Source organism: Pandoraea sp. SD6-2, from assembly GCF_000389825.1.
GTDB classification, from domain to species: domain Bacteria; phylum Pseudomonadota; class Gammaproteobacteria; order Burkholderiales; family Burkholderiaceae; genus Pandoraea; species Pandoraea communis.
Genome location: NZ_KB944454.1, coordinates 538,349 through 555,425, shown reverse-complemented (window position 1 = coordinate 555,425; position 17,077 = coordinate 538,349). Strand labels below are relative to the sequence as shown.

General features: G+C 62.5%; 19 protein-coding genes and 1 pseudogene. 16 read left to right on the top strand and 4 right to left on the bottom strand.

Annotation, left to right across the window (positions count from 1 at the left end; genetic code table 11):
* Positions 1–115 precede the first annotated feature (115 nt).
* From C266_RS18870 to C266_RS18855, 4 genes are all read left to right on the top strand, one after another.
* The gene (locus C266_RS18870) at positions 116–1,162 is read left to right on the top strand and encodes an ornithine carbamoyltransferase (protein WP_010804763.1); all 1,047 of its coding nucleotides are present in this window, start codon (positions 116–118) and stop codon (positions 1,160–1,162) included.
* Positions 1,163–1,383: 221 nt separating this feature from the next.
* Positions 1,384–2,421, top strand: a complete 1,038-nt coding sequence (locus C266_RS18865; RefSeq protein WP_010804764.1) for a pyridoxal-phosphate dependent enzyme — start codon at positions 1,384–1,386, stop codon at positions 2,419–2,421.
* The gene (locus C266_RS18860; protein WP_010804765.1) at positions 2,418–3,374 is read left to right on the top strand and encodes an FAD-dependent oxidoreductase; all 957 of its coding nucleotides are present in this window, start codon (positions 2,418–2,420) and stop codon (positions 3,372–3,374) included. The genes C266_RS18865 and C266_RS18860 overlap by 4 nt, the downstream gene beginning before the upstream one ends.
* A gap of 48 nt (positions 3,375–3,422) precedes the next feature.
* A complete protein-coding gene (locus tag C266_RS18855; protein ID WP_010804766.1) occupies positions 3,423–4,067 on the top strand; it encodes a flavin reductase family protein in 645 nt (214 codons plus the stop codon).
* Here the strand turns inward: C266_RS18855 and C266_RS18850 are convergent.
* Complete coding sequence (locus C266_RS18850; protein WP_010804767.1) at positions 4,018–4,845, bottom strand: autoinducer binding domain-containing protein; 828 nt, start codon at positions 4,843–4,845, stop codon at positions 4,018–4,020. The genes C266_RS18855 and C266_RS18850 overlap by 50 nt on opposite strands.
* Positions 4,846–5,427: 582 nt before the next feature.
* Here C266_RS18850 and C266_RS18845 point away from each other — a divergent pair.
* The 7 genes and pseudogenes from C266_RS18845 (at position 5,428) to C266_RS18820 (ending at position 10,754) form a co-directional block, all read left to right on the top strand.
* Entirely contained in the window at positions 5,428–5,901 is a 474-nt protein-coding gene (locus C266_RS18845) for a DUF2244 domain-containing protein (RefSeq protein ID WP_036663453.1), read from the top strand.
* 41 nt (positions 5,902–5,942) lie between these two features.
* A pseudogene (coxB, locus tag C266_RS18840) lies at positions 5,943–7,169 on the top strand (cytochrome c oxidase subunit II); the annotation flags it as partial.
* A 38-nt stretch (positions 7,170–7,207) separates the two neighbouring features.
* Positions 7,208–8,800 (top strand): cytochrome c oxidase subunit I, encoded by a 1,593-nt coding sequence (ctaD, locus tag C266_RS18835; RefSeq protein WP_010804770.1) that lies wholly within the window; start codon positions 7,208–7,210, stop codon positions 8,798–8,800.
* Between the two features lie 2 nt (positions 8,801–8,802).
* Positions 8,803–8,922 (top strand): cytochrome oxidase small assembly protein, encoded by a 120-nt coding sequence (locus C266_RS27950; RefSeq protein ID WP_210400019.1) that lies wholly within the window; start codon positions 8,803–8,805, stop codon positions 8,920–8,922.
* Positions 8,923–8,986: 64 nt separating this feature from the next.
* Positions 8,987–9,640, top strand: coding sequence for a cytochrome c oxidase assembly protein (locus C266_RS18830; protein ID WP_010804771.1), 654 nt, complete (start codon positions 8,987–8,989; stop codon positions 9,638–9,640).
* Positions 9,633–9,854 carry a DUF2970 domain-containing protein gene (locus C266_RS18825; RefSeq protein ID WP_010804772.1) on the top strand — a complete coding sequence of 74 codons (222 nt, stop codon included), beginning with the start codon at positions 9,633–9,635 and terminating at the stop codon, positions 9,852–9,854. The genes C266_RS18830 and C266_RS18825 overlap by 8 nt, the downstream gene beginning before the upstream one ends.
* A 39-nt stretch (positions 9,855–9,893) precedes the next feature.
* Positions 9,894–10,754 (top strand): cytochrome c oxidase subunit 3, encoded by an 861-nt coding sequence (locus C266_RS18820; RefSeq protein WP_010804773.1) that lies wholly within the window; start codon positions 9,894–9,896, stop codon positions 10,752–10,754.
* Positions 10,755–11,013: 259 nt separating this feature from the next.
* Here the strand turns inward: C266_RS18820 and C266_RS18815 are convergent, their stop codons facing one another.
* Positions 11,014–11,217, bottom strand: coding sequence for a twin transmembrane helix small protein (locus C266_RS18815; RefSeq protein ID WP_010804774.1), 204 nt, complete (start codon positions 11,215–11,217; stop codon positions 11,014–11,016).
* A gap of 135 nt (positions 11,218–11,352) precedes the next feature.
* Between C266_RS18815 and C266_RS18810 the strand changes: the two genes are divergently transcribed.
* From C266_RS18810 to C266_RS18790, 5 genes are all read left to right on the top strand, one after another.
* Entirely contained in the window at positions 11,353–12,078 is a 726-nt protein-coding gene (locus tag C266_RS18810; protein WP_036663795.1) for an SURF1 family protein, read from the top strand.
* 7 nt (positions 12,079–12,085) lie between these two features.
* Positions 12,086–12,718, top strand: coding sequence for a hypothetical protein (locus tag C266_RS18805; protein ID WP_010804776.1), 633 nt, complete (start codon positions 12,086–12,088; stop codon positions 12,716–12,718).
* Between the two features lie 75 nt (positions 12,719–12,793).
* Entirely contained in the window at positions 12,794–13,978 is a 1,185-nt protein-coding gene (locus C266_RS18800; RefSeq protein WP_010804777.1) for a heme A synthase, read from the top strand.
* Between the two features lie 18 nt (positions 13,979–13,996).
* Complete coding sequence (gene cyoE / locus C266_RS18795) at positions 13,997–14,902, top strand: heme o synthase (protein ID WP_010804778.1); 906 nt, start codon at positions 13,997–13,999, stop codon at positions 14,900–14,902.
* A gap of 141 nt (positions 14,903–15,043) precedes the next feature.
* Entirely contained in the window at positions 15,044–15,646 is a 603-nt protein-coding gene (locus C266_RS18790) for an SCO family protein (protein WP_010804779.1), read from the top strand.
* 135 nt (positions 15,647–15,781) lie between these two features.
* Here the strand turns inward: C266_RS18790 and cydX are convergent, their stop codons facing one another.
* Both cydX and cydB read right to left on the bottom strand, forming a co-directional pair.
* Positions 15,782–15,898 carry a cytochrome bd-I oxidase subunit CydX gene (gene cydX, locus C266_RS27045; protein ID WP_010804780.1) on the bottom strand — a complete coding sequence of 39 codons (117 nt, stop codon included), beginning with the start codon at positions 15,896–15,898 and terminating at the stop codon, positions 15,782–15,784.
* 15 nt (positions 15,899–15,913) lie between these two features.
* A complete protein-coding gene (gene cydB, locus C266_RS18780) occupies positions 15,914–17,050 on the bottom strand; it encodes a cytochrome d ubiquinol oxidase subunit II (RefSeq protein WP_036663794.1) in 1,137 nt (378 codons plus the stop codon).
* Positions 17,051–17,077 lie beyond the last annotated feature (27 nt).

Genomic DNA, 17,077 nt, shown 5'->3' with positions numbered 1-17,077 from the left:
TCGGGTGCGGTGGGTACCGCGGTCAGCGAGCGCATATCCGCCAGATAACGTCAAACACGACAGGCAGCGTGGTGCTGTCTCGGGAGCATCACCGAAAGACGATCAGGAGAGATATGTGACTCGCAACTGGCTTGCCCCCGATCTGACCATGAGCGCACCGGACTATCGTGCGCTGCTTGACGCGGCACTTTCCTTCAAGCGTCGATATCCGCGGTCCACCGAAGACGCGTTGCGCGGCCGGACGATCTACTTTCTCTTCTATAACGCTTCACTCCGCACGCGCAGCAGCTTCCAGACTGGTTTGTCTCGCATGGGCGGGCATGCCATCGTGCTCGATCCCCATCACGGGATTTATACGCCAGCGCTGCCTGAGGCCGAGATTCCCTATTCGACAGAGCGTGTCGCCGATGTGGCGAGGGTGCTTTCGTCCTATGGTGATGCGATCGCCATCCGCATGTACGGTGCACCGGCCGGTTGGGTGTACGGCGCGGCGCATCGTCATCTCGAAGCATTTTCGCAATGGAGCCGGGCGCCCATCATCAACATGGAGTGCGATCGCTTTCATCCGTGTCAGGCGCTCGCCGACGTGATGACGATGCGCGAGCAATTGGGAGGACTCGCCGGGCGGCGGCTTTGCATCAGTTGGGCCTACTCCGGAAGCTGGCACAAGCCCGTGGCGGTGCCGCAGAGTCTGCTGCTCGCCGCCGTGAAAGCGGGGATGGATGTCACGCTTGCCCATCCGGCATCGTTCGGTCTCGATCCGCAAGTCATGCAAGCGGCCACGCAGTTTGCCGAGCAGACGGGCGCAAGCATTCGCGTCACTCACGACCTGCGCGACGGGGTGAGCGATGCGCATGCCGTCTATGCGAAATCATGGTGCAGCCTCGCGCATTTGCCACTGCGCCACGGTGATGCAGTCGACGAGACGGCGATGCGGGAGTCCTTCGAGCGTCATCGAGACTGGCGTGTCGACGCCGACGTGATGCGACTCGCCGCACCAGGCGCCGGGTATCTGCATTGCTTGCCCGCAGACCGAGGACAAGAGGTGACGGACGAGGTGATCGACGGCCCGTCGTCGTGGGTCTTTCAGCAAGCCGGGAACCGGCTTCACGCGCAGAACGCCGTGATGGCGCATTTACTGAATCCGGGGTGCCTCGAGTGACGTCATGCTTCTCGTATCGTTATGCGTGCGTGAGATGCGCGGCGCCGCAGTCCTGGGGCGCGATCCGTTATCGCTGCCACCTGTGCGGACAAAATCTGCGCATCCAACGCAAGGTTAACGGGGAGGCGCCGTCCGCGCGGGACATCGTGAGCACGTTTCGCGGCCGAGGGATGTGGCGATACCGTGCGCTCCTACCCGTCGAGGCCCGATGGGGTAGTCGATTGGTTGTTGGGGAAACGCCGCTGATCGACTGTGGCGACGATGGGGGTGTCGATCTCTGGGTGAAAGACGAGGCACGCAATCCCAGCGGATCGCTGAAGGATCGCGCCACCGAAGTGGTGTTGGCCGTCGCGAAGCGCGCGGGATGCACGCATACGGTAGCGGCGTCGACAGGCAATGCCGGTGCGTCGTTGGCGTGCATCGCCGCGTCGCAGGGGATGTCGGCGACTGTTGTCGTGCCGGCCAGCACGCCTTTCGTCAAACTCGCGCAGATCCGTGCCTATGGCGCAAAGGTCTGTGAGGTCGACGGAACTTACGACGATGCGTTCGAGATTGCCGAACGGATGGCCGACGATGCCGGTGTGTGCTGCCGCAATACGGGCATCAATCCCTTCACGCGAGAAGGCAAGAAAACTTGCGCGTTCGAGATGGCGGAGGCATTCGATTGGTGTGTGCCGGATTGGGTGGTCGTGCCGACGGGCGACGGCAACATTCTTTCCGGAATCGCGGCGGGGTTCCTCGATCTCTATGCACTGGGCATTACGTCTGCGGTGCCGCGCTTGCTGGCGGCACAGGCCGACAGTTCGAACAGCATCACGCGCGATTGGCAGGACGACGATGAAGGCTCGGCTTTGCCGCAGTCTCCCACCGTCGTCAATCCGGAAACGGTCGCCGACAGTCTGTCGGTCAGCCGTCCTCGCGATCATTTCGCGGCGCTGCACGCATTGCGCGTAACGCGCGGTGCATGTGTCGCGCTGGACGATGCCCGCATTCTCGCCGCGTCGCAAACGCTGGCGCAGCGTTTCGGCCTATGGTTCGAACCGTCGACGGCCGCCGGATATGCGGCGCTACATGAATGTCTCGCCACGGGCCGAATCCAGACCGGGTCGCGGGTAGTGCTGCTTGGCACAGGAACAGGGCTGAAGGCCCCGCAGGACTTCGACAGCGTGGCGCCCGGGCACTTACAAGACTATGCCAAGGCTGTGCCTCGCGGCGTCCCCGAAGAACGCCGGCATTTTCGCGGGGAGGGGCAGACGTGACGCGGCAACGCATCATCGTCCTCGGCGCCGGTGTCAGTGGCCTGACGACAGCCGTGACGATGGCATTGGCGGGATGCGACGTCGCTATTCACGCCGCAGAAGGGCCGGGGCAGACAACATCTGCACTCGCCGCCGCGATCTGGCATCCGTTCTATCAGGCGCCCGATTTCGTCTATCTCGAACGGGCTCGTCAGACGTACGCGACGATGGCTCGCTTGTCTGCCGACACATCCTCGGGCGTGCTCATGCGAACGCTCACCGAATATTTCCGTCGAGACGCCGGTGTGCCATGGTGGGCCGAGTGCGCCCGCGACCTCAAGCGGCTGCCGGAGACCGACGTGCCATCACGTTTCGCATGTGCTTATCGTATGGCCGTGCCCGTCGCCGACACGGGGATCTATCTTCGTTACCTGATGAATATGTTTCTCGAACTCGGTGGTCGTTTCGAGCAGCAACGCGTCGACGATCCGGCACCGCTGCTCGACGACGCCGATTATGTGGTGAATTGCTGTGGCTATGGCAGCCGGCAGTTCGGCGACAACGCGTTGTCGCTCTCTCGCGCCATTGTGTTGCGCGCCCGGCGCGACGCTGCGGTGCGTGGTTGCTTCATCGACGACTCCGATCCGGCAGCACCGACGTACATCGTGGAGCGAGATGACGACATCGTTCTCGGCGGCACGGCCGACCCGGAACTGACGTCGACCGTTATCGGCGACCGGCAGATCGCCGACATCGTGCGCCGTTGTACTCAACTGTGCGAGGGGGTCGCCGTGTTGCGCGTTATCGAGGCTCGCACCGGATTCCGGCCGATGCGACGTGTTGCAAGAGTGGCGGTCGACGAGCGTCATTCGCGTTTGCTTCACAACTATGGTCACGGCGGCGGCGGCTTCACGTTGTCGTGGGGCTGTGCGAACGATGTTCTGCGTTTGGCGGGGCTGGCGACGGCAAATTAACATGTGCCCGCAGACGGCCGGGCAGACACCGCAACTCTGGGAAGTGACATGGAACTCGATCCGGCGACGCTCGACGAAGCGAGCATCTACAACTTCATGATGAGCACGATCCTGCCGCGTCCTATCGCGTGGGTCAGCACGGTGGATAGGCAGGGGCGGCCGAATCTCGCACCGTATGCCTACTTCATGGGGGTATGTTGCGTGCCGATGACGGTGTTGTTCTGTCCGGTGGTGCCCCCCGCGCCGAAGCGAAAGAAGGACACCCTTCGCAATGTCGAGGCTGTGCCCGAGTTCGTCGTGAACGTGGCAAGTGCGTCGTGTATCGACGCCGTGAATCTCTCGGCAGCACCGCTGCCCGCCGGCGAGTCGGAATTCGATCTGACGGGCGTGACCCCAGTGCCTTCGTCACGCGTGCGGCCACCGCGCGTTCTCGAGGCCGCTGTGGCGTACGAGTGCCGAGTGCGCGACATCATCGAGATCAGTGCCGCACCGGGGGGAGGATGGGTCGTACTCGGCACAGTGCTGGCGGCGCATGTGGACGACGCGTTGCTCGACCCGGTCACCCATCAGGTGGATTTGCAAGGGTTGCGTCCGGTAGGACGGCTTGGGGGCGGATCGTTTGTGAATGCCGCCAGCGATACTTTCACGTTGACGCGTTACAAGACGCTCGCCGACCTTGCGGCGCGGAAGTGACGGCTTGTGGCCCCGTAGAGGTGAAGTCGTCGAGCAGCCCGTAATCGCTGGCGAGCTTCGCCGCTCGATGACGGCTCGATACGTCGAACTTGCGCATGACGCTGCGCAAATGGAAGACGACGCCGTGTTCCGAGATCGTGAGGATGCGCCCGATCTCCCACGAAGTCTTGCCGCATGCCACCCAACGCAGGCACTCGCGTTCGCGCGGCGTTAGTACGGGGGCATGGTGGCGCACGGCGTCGCGTTGCACGATGCGCCATGCAGCCTCATGCACATGCATCGCCAGCACGGCGCCTCCATGCTGTATCCAGGCGTGCGCACCGGGTGCGCGCGGATGGCGGGGCGGACGACGCGACGAGGACAGGCTCAATGTTCCCGATGCCCCGGAAGGGGTGAATACCGGATAGGTGATGCCGGAGCGCAGACCTGCGGCACGCTGGTCGTGAAGCAGTTGCAGGGCCTCGGGCGAGGTGTAGAGCGCAGGCATCCATTCGACGGGCGTGAGTTGTCTGCGCGCACGAGACAGCACCGGGTCGATGTTCGCGTACTGTTGAGCGTCGTAGTGCTTTTGCCATGCTTCGGGCAGGTTGCCGAGTTGCGGTGTCGCCAGCTTGCCGCCCGGCAACGGGAAATGCCCGCGATAGCTGAAATAGCAATGTCTGAGCGCACGGCATAACGACGGCAACAGCGTGCACAAGGCATCGAAGTCAGTGACGGAGTGCAAGGCGCTCAGACCGTCGGCAAACGAGCGGGGAGTAATGCAACGCGTGGCACGCATGACATATCGATGTAGGGAACATGTTTCGCTTGTAGCATGCGTGATATGGACGCGCGCATCGAGGGGCGCTACGCGGGGTGTGAGGGTTTGGCGCGCGAGCGTGTATTACGCACGGCGCACCGGGCGCGACATAACGTCGCATGCGAAATCCGGGGCAGCGTCTAGTGTTGATGGATATCGGACGAATCCCGCATCGCAGCGAAGGCGATGATGCGCGGAGCGCGTCGCGCGATTCGCGTGACGGGCGTTTGACGACGGGGGGAGCATCGTTCACGAACGCGTGCGGTTCGGGTATTCAGGACACCGCAACGAGTCGCGTCGTGTTGCAACGTGTCAAACCGGCGACGCATAGGGAGTATCCCGTAGTCGCCCGGCCGCCAAGATTTTCAGCTAGGGGAATAACCGGATTTCCCTTTTGCATCAATGAGTTCAGGAGGATGCTATGGTTCGCCAAATACTCGGTATCAATGTTGTCGCTTCGAGAATGTGCGTTCTATAATGCGGCAGTTTGTCGCGGCCCGGACGCCACTGGTTCCCGGCCGTCGGACATGAAAGACCCAAGATGCCCCACGGGTGACGGCGATGCTCGCAGCCTCTTCCTCCGACGTTGAATCGGTGACGAAGGAATGGACGCACAAGCGCAACTGCGCGATATCGCCGCGCCAGTTTGTCCTGTTCTACCTGTCGTTGGCCGCCGTTTCTCTGGGTGTTGCCTTGATTGCGGCGTGGCGCGGTGGGTGGTTGGTCTTGCCGTTCACAGGCCTGGACTTGCTCGTGGTGGGCGTTGCGTTTGTCATTCATGCCCGGCATGCCACAGATTACGAGGTCATTCGGTTGTCGCCTGTGAGCCTTGTGGTCGAGCAACGTTCAGCACAGAGGTTGACGCAGTACGAGTTCAATCCCCGCTGGGTGCGCATCGACATCGAGAAGCCGCCACGTACGCGCGTTGTCCTGCGCTCGGGTAGCCGCTCGGTCACTGTCGGTGCCTATCTTGCGCCGCATCGCCGCGAAACGTTTGCGAGCGAGCTGCGCCGTTGTCTTGCCCAACAGGCCTGAGAGATGGAGACGATCTCGGGCGACCGCCAGGGAGGATTTGGATGGTAATTTTGGGTAAGGAAGCTATGAAAAAAACGAAACACGCCTTGGCGGCTTTCCTTGCGGGCGCCTCACTGTTCGCCGGCGCTCCGGCACTGGCGGCGGTCACCGATATGCCGGGGGGGCCGGCCGTCAACGAACTCAACTTCCAGCCGCCGGTCACGAAACTCGCGCAAGAGCTTCACAGCCTTCACACCATGATGCTGATCATCTGTCTGGTGATCTTCCTCGCGGTGTTCGGTGTGATGTTCTATTCGATTTTCAAACACCGCAAATCCAAGGGCCATCAACCCGCGAATTTTCACGAGAGCACCACGGTCGAGGTGATCTGGACGGTCGTGCCGTTCATCATCGTGATTCTGATGGCGCTGCCCGCCACGAAAACCGTGGTCGCCATGAAGGACACGACCAACGCCGACATCACGATCAAGGTGACCGGCTATCAGTGGAAGTGGGGCTACGACTACCTGAAGGGCGAAGGCGAGGGCATTAGGTTCCTCTCCACACTCACCACGCCGCGCAGCCAGATCGACGGCCAGGCACCGAAGAGCAACACCTATTTGCAGGAAGTCGACAACCCGATGGTCGTGCCGGTCAACAAGAAGGTGCGTCTCATCACGACGGCCAACGACGTGATCCACTCGTTCTACGTGCCCGCGTTCGGTATCAAGCAGGATGCGATTCCGGGCTTCGTACGCGATACGTGGTTCAAGGCGGAGAAGGTCGGCGAGTATCGCGGCTTCTGTACCGAGCTGTGCGGAAAGGAGCACGCGTTCATGCCGGTCGTGGTGAAGGTGGTCTCCGAAGACGATTACAACAAGTGGGTCGATACGCAGAAGAAGCAGATGGCGGCGTCGGCCGACGATCCGAACAAGACGTACACCGTGCAGGAACTGATGGAGCGCGGCCAGAAGGTCTACGCGTCGAATTGTGCGGTGTGCCACCAGCCGAACGGCAAGGGCGGCGGTGCCTTCCCGGCGCTCGATGGCGGCAAGATCGTGAACGGCCCGGTGGCAGATCACATCAGCATCGTGCTGCACGGCAAGAATGCGATGCCTAACTGGTCGCATCTGAACGATGTGGAGCTTGCGGCCGTCATCACGTTCGAGCGCAATTCGTGGAGCAACAAGACCGGTGACGTCGTTCAGCCGGCGCAGGTGCGTGAAGCGCGTGGCAACAAGTCGGCGAATGCCGCAGGGGCTGCCGACGCTGGCGCAGCGAAGAACAGTTAAGTGCCGTTCGACCAGTTCGAGGAAGGAGATTGGGTATGAGTTCCATCGCTCACGATCACGTGGCGGGTCACGACGATCACGCGCACGACCATCCGCACGGATGGCGACGCTGGCTGTTCGCGACGAATCACAAGGACATCGGCACGATGTACATGATCTTCTCGTTCGTCATGCTGCTCTCGGGCGGCGTGATGGCGTTGATGATCCGTGCGGAATTGTTCGAACCGGGCTTGCAGTTCATTCGTCCGGAGTTCTTCAACCAGCTCACCACCATGCACGGGCTGGTGATGATTTTCGGCGCGATCATGCCGGCGTTCGTGGGGTTCGCGAACTGGATGATCCCGTTGCAGATCGGCGCGTCGGACATGGCCTTCGCGCGGATGAACAACTTCAGCTTCTGGCTGCTGCCCGTTGGCGGTCTGTTGCTGATCTCGTCGTTTCTCGTGCCGGGCGGTGCCACGGCAGCCGGCTGGACGATGTACGCGCCGCTGTCGGTGCAGATGGGCCCCGGCCAGGATCTGGCGATTTTCGGTGCGCACATTCTGGGGGCGTCGTCGATCATGGGCGCGATCAACATCATCGTGACCATCCTGAACATGCGCGCGCCGGGCATGACGCTCATGAAGATGCCGATGTTCGTGTGGACGTGGCTGATCACCGCCTATCTGCTCATCGCCGTGATGCCGGTGCTCGCCGGCGCGATCACGATGCTGCTCACGGATCGGCACTTCGGCACGTCGTTCTTCAACGCGGCGGGCGGCGGCGATCCGGTCATGTATCAGCACATCTTCTGGTTCTTCGGACACCCGGAGGTGTACATCATGATTCTGCCGGCGTTCGGGATCGTCTCGCAGGTGATTCCGGCGTTCTCGCGCAAGCGGTTGTTCGGCTATAGCTCGATGGTGTACGCCACGGCGTCGATCGCGATTCTGTCGTTCATGGTGTGGGCGCACCACATGTTCGTGACGGGCATGCCGGTCACGGGCCAGCTCTTCTTCATGTACGCCACGATGCTGATCTCGGTGCCGACCGGCGTGAAGGTCTTCAACTGGGTTGCCACGATGTGGAAGGGCTCGCTCTCGTTCGAGTCGCCGATGCTCTTCGCCGTCGGCTTCCTCTTCGTGTTCACGATGGGCGGCTTCACCGGCCTGATGCTCTCGCTCGCGCCGCTCGACATTCAGATGCACGGCACTTACTACGTGGTGGCGCACTTCCACTACGTGCTCGTGGCCGGTTCATTATTCGCGCTTTTCTCCGGGTTCTATTACTGGGTGCCGAAGTGGACAGGCCACATGTACAACGAGTGGCGCGGCAAGTTCCACTTCTGGGGCTCGCTCATCACGTTCAACGTGACGTTCTTCCCGATGCACTTCCTGGGGCTGGCCGGTATGCCGCGCCGCTATGCCGACTACCCGGCACAGTTCACGGACTTCAACCAGCTCGCGACGATCGGTGCTTTCGGTTTTGGCCTGATGCAGGTGTACTTCCTGTTCTTCGTGGCGCTGCCGACGTGGCGCGGCGGCCCGGCCGCCGAAGCCAAGCCGTGGGATGGTGCGGAAGGCCTGGAGTGGACCGTGCCGAGCCCGGCGCCGTTCCACACCTTCGAAACGCCGCCGAAGGTGCATTGACCATGGCAGCCAGTCGCGAACAGCGAGCGAAGAACCTGCGCACGGGGCTGATTCTCGCCTCGGTCGTGGTGGTTTTCTTCGTCGGGGTGATGATCAAGACCAAGCTGACGGGCGGTATTTGAATCGGACGCCTCGCCAATGCGGCGGGGTGCCCGGTGATGCCATGAGGCCAGCGTGCCGCACGGCATGGACACCATTGAACGGGGAGCCATCAAGGCGAATATGGGCGGCTTGCGACGAATCAACGTGCGCACTTTCAGCAAGTTGCTGCTGCTGGTCGCGGTGATGTTCGGTTTCGGCTACGCGATGGTGCCGTTCTACCGCGCATTCTGCGATCTCGTGGGCATCAACCAGTTGGGCGATCGCACGACTGAGATTGCGGCGCGCAATTCGCAGATCGACGAAAGCCGCACGATCACTGTCGAATTCGATGCCAACGCGCAGGGACCGCTACGCTTCAAGCCGGCGAAGAGCAGTCTGACGGTGCACCCCGGACAGATGGCGACCATCGAGTACGAAGTGGCGAACCAGCAGCCGCATGAAGTCCGTGCGCAGGCGATTCCGAGCTACGCTCCGGCGCAGGCGGCGAGCTACTTCAAGAAGATCGAGTGCTTCTGCTTCACGCAACAGACACTCAAGGCCGGAGAGGCCAAGGAATTCCCGGTGGTGTTCGTGGTGGACACGAAGCTGCCCAAGGATGTGAATACGATCACGCTGTCCTATACTTTTTTCGATCTCGGCAAGAATGACGCCAATCAGCGCGCGGACGCCACGGTGGACGCGCAAAGCGGCAAGTTGAGCGCAGGAGCGACAGGAGGAGGCAAGGGCAGCAATGGATGACCTGAAGGAGGCGACTCAGCGCAAGCTGTCATTCGTCCAGACCATCAAGGCGGTGTTCTGGTCGTTTTTTGGCGTGCGCAAGGGGCGTGATCACGACCGCGACATGGCGCAGCTCAACCCTGTGCATCTGATCCTGGCGGGACTGATCGGGGGCATCCTGTTTGTCGTGGCGCTGGTGCTGTTGGCGAAGCTCGCCATTCGGCTCGCGACGTGAATGGCATAGATAAAGAGAACCCAGCCTGGAGAGATAAGCATGAGCGGTCAACACCAAACGGCGCCTTACTACTTCGTGCCGGCCCCCTCGCGTCACCCGGTGAGCTGCAGTGTCGGCTTGCTGGTGGTGCTGGGCTCGGCCGCCGCGTGGGTCAACGGTCAATCGTGGGCACCGTGGACGGCGCTGGCCGGCCTGCTGTGGGTGCTGTGGGTGCTGCGCAGTTGGTTCGGCGATTCGATTGCCGAGTCCGAAGGCGGGCTGTATGGCAAGCGCATCGATGCGTCCTATCGCTGGGGCATGAGCTGGTTCATCTTCTCCGAGGTGATGTTCTTTGCGGCGTTCTTCGGCGCGCTGTTCTACGCACGCACGCTGGCGATGCCGTGGCTCGGCGATCTCGACAACAAGCTGTTGTGGCCCGACTTCAGCGCCGTGTGGCCGAACACCGGCCCGGCCGGTGTCGTCGATGCCTTCGAGACGATGGGGCCGTGGCCGATCCCGACACTCAACACGGCGCTGCTGCTGACGTCGGGCGTTACGCTCACGATCTCGCACCACGCTTTGCGCGCGAACCATCGCGGCACTGCGATCTTTTGGCTGTTCGCCACCGTTGTACTGGGCTTCGTGTTCCTGGGCTTCCAGGCGTACGAATATCACCACGCCTACACCGAACTGAACCTGAAGCTCACCTCGGGCGTGTACGGCTCGACCTTCTTCCTGCTCACCGGCTTCCACGGTTTCCATGTGATGCTGGGGGCGATCATGCTCAGCGTCATGCTGATTCGTCTGATGAAGGGGCATTTCACGCCGGAGCATCACTTCGGTTTCGAGGGCGCTGCCTGGTATTGGCACTTTGTCGACGTGGTCTGGCTGGGCCTGTACGTCGTGGTCTACTGGCTCTGACGTCGAGACCGGCACGACGATCGGGACGCCGCCGGATTCCGGCGGCGTTTCCATTTGCAGGCGCCGTCGTCACCCGATAGGGCAGTGGGGGCTTTGCGCACGACAGCGACGGGAGGGCGGCCAAATGCGGCCTTATGTCGCACAGCTGGCGAGGTGTCCGAAGTCACGGCACCGCGCGATGGCCGCAAGCGTTACGTGGAGCAAAGACGGGCAGTGGGGATGGGGTGCGGCGATTTGCCGCAGGCGTGCGGCGTGGGACTCAGTATCGTATGCCCGTGCTGTGAATCCAGCCCATCCAGTTGGCGAACAGGATGAGCAGGAACAGCGTCACCGACAGGCCGACACGCACCATGAGCGAATGCACGGTGCGACTCGATCGGCCCTTGTCCCGCATCATGAAAAACAATGCGGACGCCAGACTGCCAAGAATCAGGACGAAGGCGATGGCAACGATGATGCGCATGATTTGTCCGATGACGGGAATTCGTCATTATCGGGCAACGGGCACGCGCTGGCATGCTGCAATGCAGTGTATTGCGCCGGCGTTCATTGCGCTGCCAGACAAGGAATGTACGTGTTGAAAACTCTCTTGCGTGGCATGCGCCCGGTACCGGCGCTGCTGATTTTGCTGGGCGTGATGCTTACCGCGGCGCTCGGCGCGTGGCAGTATCAGCGCGCGCAGATGCGTCTGGCACGTCAGGCACTGATAGCGCAGGCCGAACATGCGCCAGTCATCGTGCTGGGTGCGCAGACCTATTCGCTGAGCGACGTGGCGAACCGGCGCGTGCGTGTCACGGGGCGCTTCCTGCAGAACCGGGTGGTGTATCTGGACAATCGTCCGCGCAACGAACTGCCCGGCTTTTACGTGGTGATGGCGTTGCAGACGGCGCCGGACCATGTGGTGCTCGTCAATCGCGGATGGCTGCCGCGCGACTTGCGCGATCGCGCGGCGATCATGCCGTATGCGACCCCCGCAGGCGATATCACCATCGAGGGCATTGCGCAGCCTGACGCGTCGCGCGCCTTCGAATTGGGCCGGGGCGGTTCGGCGGCGGGACTGGTCATTCGCCAGAATCTCGACGTGGCGGATTACGCGCGTGAGACGTCGCTGCCGCTGCAACCGTTCGTCGTCATGCAGACCAACGACACGGGCGATCATCTGCTGCGCGACTGGCCTGCGCCGGCGAGCGGCGCGGATCGCAATTATGGATACATGGCGCAATGGTTCGGCATGTCGCTGATTCTTGCGCTGCTGGGACTTCGTCTGGCTTATCGGCGCGGACGCCAGCTGGCGACAGCCACCCACCCCTTAAAGCGGGCATGAGGCGAGCATGAATACAGACGTGAGTCCCGGAGGCACGGGTAGCCCCGCCATCGATCCGATGCAACGACGCCGTGCGCGGCGCATGCTGGTGCTGCTGTTCGTGGTGTGTGCAGCGCCTGCGGTGGCGGCCTATCTGATGTATTACGTGTTCAAACCGCAGGGTGGCACGTCGGCCTACGGGAAGTTGATCGAACCGCAGCGGCCGCTGCCTGCGCTGCTGGTGCGCGACGACGAGACGGGCGAGACGCTGCCGTTGTCGTCGCTCAAGGGCAAGTGGCTGATGATCAGCGCAGACACCGCCGCGTGTGACGAGAATTGCGTGAGCAAGCTCTTCTACATGCGGCAGATTCGCGTGTTGCAGGGCAATGAGCGTACGCGCGTGGAAACGCTGTGGCTGGTCACGGATGACGCCCCGGTGTCCGGCAAACTCGACGCGGCATATGAAGATACGCGCCGCCTGCGGACCGACCCGGTCGCGTTGGCGTCGTGGCTGCCGACGCAGGACGGTACGGGGCTGCGCGACCATATCTATCTGGTCGACCCGCTGGGCAACCTGATGATGGCGTTTCCGAAAAACGCCGATCCGGGCAAGATCAAGAGCGATCTGTCCCGATTGCTCAAATGGTCGGGAACGGGTTGAGGGGCACGCCCCGCAATGCGAATGAGACCGGGCGCAACGGCGCACGGGAGATGACGAGGAACTGACGTAAAACCGATGCTTTACCTTCTGGAACTGGGCTTCATCGGCCTGTGTATTGCCGTACTGCCGCTCGGCTGGGTGCTGTTGCGCCGCGATGCGAACAAGTACCGCAAGCTGGCCTGGGTGACGACCTTTCTCACGCTCGACCTGATCATGTTCGGCGGCTTCACGCGGCTCACGGATTCGGGGCTTGGGTGCCCCGACTGGCCGGGTTGCTACGGCACGTCGTCGCCGTTCGCCGCGCATGCGGACATTCACGCCGCGCAGTCGCTGCTGCCCACCGGGCCGGTAACGTTCCTGAAGGCGTGGATCGAGATGATCCATCGTTACTTCGCCATGTCGGTGGGTGTGCTCATCATCGTGCTGATGGTGATGGCATGGGTGAAGCGGCGCGAACTCAAGCAATCACCCTGGTTCGCCACGTGGCTATTCATCCTCGTGTGCGTGCAGGGCGCGTTCGGCGCGTGGACCGTCACGATGAAGCTCCAGCCGGTGATCGTCACCACGCACCTGATGTTAGCGCTGACTTTGCTCGGATCGCTTGTGTGGCTGGCGTCGCGTCAAATGTCGCAGGCGAGCGTGGCGGCCGATCCGGGCGCGTTGCGCTGGCGCTGGGCGGCTTTGATCGGATTGGCGCTGCTGGTGTTCCAGATCGCGCTTGGCGGGTGGGTGAGTACCAACTACGCCGTGCTGGCCTGTACCGATTTCCCGACGTGCCAGGGGCAGTGGGTGCCGCCGATGGATTTCCACAACGGCTTCAAGCTCTGGCGTGAGTTGGGCAAAACAGCCGGTGGCGAGGTGATTCCGATGGACGCGCTCGTGGCGATTCACTGGGTGCACCGGACGTTCGCGGTGGTGGTCGTGCTGTATCTGGCGTGGCTGGCGACCCGGCTGCGGCGTCATGCCGCACTCAGAAAGCCGTCCATGCTGGTATTGATGCTGGTGTTCGTGCAATTCGCGACGGGGTTGTCGAACATCGTTTTCCAATGGCCGCTGCTCAACGCCATCGCCCATAACGGCGGGGCGGCCGTCCTGCTGCTATTGCTCGTTATGTTAAACTACCGCATTCGCGCCGCCAGAACGGCGGCGTCCATTGCGGCCGGCCTGACAGATCAGGCAGACCTTCCGGCCCGCCAGAAGCCCCTCCCGTCAGCGGAGCCGGCTGCACCGCTCGCTGGCGCCCCGACTGGCTCGGCGTAGCGCATTGCCTCTGAGTGTATGAAAAGCACGACCCTTCCCCATCCGCCGTCTAGCCGTATCGCACAGTACTGGGCGTTGACCAAGCCCCGTGTGACGCAGCTCGCCGTCTTCTGCGCCGTCATCGGCATGTTCCTGTCCACGCGCGGCATGGTGCCGTGGCAGGTGCTGATCGGCGGCACCATCGGTATCTGGCTGCTGGCCGGGTCCGCCTTCGCCGTGAACTGCCTGATCGAACAACGCGTCGACGCGCTCATGCGCCGTACGGCGTGGCGTCCGTCCGCGCGCGGTGAGATCGCCCCCTGGCAGATCATCGTCTTCTCGACGATCCTCGGCGCGGCCGGCATGGTGGTGCTCTACACGTTCACCAACGCGCTCACGATGTGGCTCACGCTCGCCACGTTCGTCGGCTACGCGCTGATCTACACCATCATCCTCAAGCCTTCCACGCCGCAGAACATCGTGATCGGCGGCGCGTCGGGCGCGATGCCGCCGGCGCTCGGCTGGGCCGCCGCCACCGGCGCCGTGCCGGCCGACGCGTGGATTCTGGTGCTCATCATCTTCGTCTGGACGCCGCCGCACTTCTGGGCGCTCGCGCTCTATCGCCGTCAGGATTACGTGAATTCGGGCCTGCCGATGTTGCCGATCACGCATGGCGAGAAGTACACGCGCCTGCAGATCCTGCTCTACAGCGTGGTGCTGTTCGCGGTGTCGTTGCTGCCGTTCGCGCATCGCATGAGCGGCTATCTGTATCTGGTCTCGGCGGTCGTGCTCTCGGGCATCTTCCTCGGGTACGCGATCAAGCTGTGGCGCAACTATTCCGATGCGCTCTCGCGTTCGATGTTCCGCTACTCGATCGTCTACCTGTCGCTGCTCTTTGCGGCGCTGCTGGTCGATCATTACGTCCAGATATTCCTGCTCGGCTGACGCTGGGTGGTCGGCGGGCATAGCGAGCGTTTCCCGCCGTGGTGTGAGTCACGATGACAGGCGCGTTACGGTATTCCCGACCGGCGCGCCTGTTGTATTTTCGGAAGGTGTTTTTTCCATACATCCTGGGGTCATTCGTTCATGAATCTTGCTGTCATCTGGTTGCGTCGTGCGATGTTGCTGATGGGACTCACCGTGCTGCTCGCCGCATGCGGCAAAGACGGTCCGACGTTTCAGAGTCTCGATATCACCGGAAACAAGGAGTTCGCGCAGGACTTCTCGTTGCAGGACCCGCAAGGCAAGACGCGCACGCTCGCCGATTACAAGGGTAAAGCGGTGGTGATGTTCTTTGGCTACACGCATTGCCCCGACGTCTGCCCGACCACGATGGCCGAACTCAATCAGGTCATGCAGAAACTCGGTGCCGACGCGCAGCGCGTGCAGGTGCTCTTCGTGACCGTCGACCCGCAGCGCGATACGCCGGAACTGATGGGCCAATACGTGCCGGCGTTCAACCCGGCGTTCGTGGGCCTGCGCCCGGCAGACGACGCCGCGCTCAAGGAAGTCACGAAGTCGTTCCGCGTGGTGGTCAACAAGGTGGAAGGCTCGACGCCGAACAACTACACCATCGATCACACCGCCGGCATCTATGTCTTCGACCCGAACGGTCAGTTGCGCCTGTTCATGCGTCCGGACGAGCCGGTCGATGCGATGGCCAAGGATCTGAAGACGTTGTTGAGCTGAACTGCGCTGAGCGAGCCGAGTGCGCGAAGCGCGTCGATGCCGCACGGCCGACACGCGGACGGACAAGACGCTGAAGGATAAAAAAATCGCGCCCCTCGGGGCGCGATTTTCATTTCTGCTTCCCGTCAGTCAGGGTCAGTTACCTTCCTGACTGCGGCGTTCGAGGTCGTCGTGCGCTTCGAACCACATCACGTTGATGATACCGAACGCGAGTGCGAGGCCGAGGCCGAGAGTCCAAGAGAAGTACCACATGTCGCAACTCCTTGATCAATACATCGTGTGCGGGTTGTCGTTGACCGTCTCGATCGTCACGCGGCCGCGGATCACGCGATACACCCAGCCGGTGTAGAGCAGGACGATGGGCAGGAAGATGACCACGGCGATCAGCATGATTTGCAGCGTGAGCTGGCTCGACGTGGCGTCCCAGACCGTGAGGCTGCTACCCGGCGCCGTGGCCGAGGGCATCACGAACGGGAACATCGAGAAGCCGGCCGTGAGGATGATGCCAGCCATCATCAGCCCGGTGACGACGAACGTCCAGGCGTACGACCGGCTGGTTGCGAGCAGTGCCGCGAGCAGGGCGCACAGGCAGGCAACGACCGGCGCCGCGATCATCCACGGATAGGTGTGATAGTTCGTGAGCCACAGGCCGGGGCCGGTCGTGACTTGCTTGAGCAGCGGGTTGGCCGGCGAGTCGGTCGGGCCCATCTGCGTGATGGCGAAGCCGTCGACGTGCGTGGCGACGAACACACCTGCCAAGAGGAACAGCAACAGCGTGCCCAGCGCGGTGAGGCGCATGATGCGTCCCGCGCGTTCGGCCACTACCGGATCGGCCTTCATGCGCAGGTGGGCCGCGCCGTGCGTAACCAGCATCAGCACACTCACCAGGCCGCACAGCAGCGCGAACGGATTGAGCAGCGCCCAGAACGAGCCGGTGTACGTCGAGCGCATGGTGTTGTCGAACGAGAACGGCAGACCCAGCAGCAAATTGCCGAAGGCCACGCCGAACACGAGCGACGGCACCACGCTACCCACGAACAGCGCCCAGTCCCACGAATTGCGCCAGCGCGGGCTCGGCAGCTTGTTGCGGTAGTCGAAGCCGACCGGACGCAGGAACAGCGCGAAAAGCACCAGCAACAGCGCCCAATACAAGCCCGAGAACGCTGCGGCGTAGACGAGCGGCCATGCGGCAAACATTGCTCCGCCTGCCGTCACGAACCACACCTGATTGCCTTCCCACGTGGGAGCCACGGTGTTGATGATGACGCGGCGTTCCGCGTCGGTCTTGCCGAGGAAGGGCAGCAGCGTGGCCGTGCCCATGTCGAAGCCGTCGAAGAAGGCGAAGCCGATCAGCAGCACGCCGACGAGCACCCACCAGATCAGCTTGAGTACGGTGTAATCGATCATCATGATGTCTTGTCTCCCTGACGA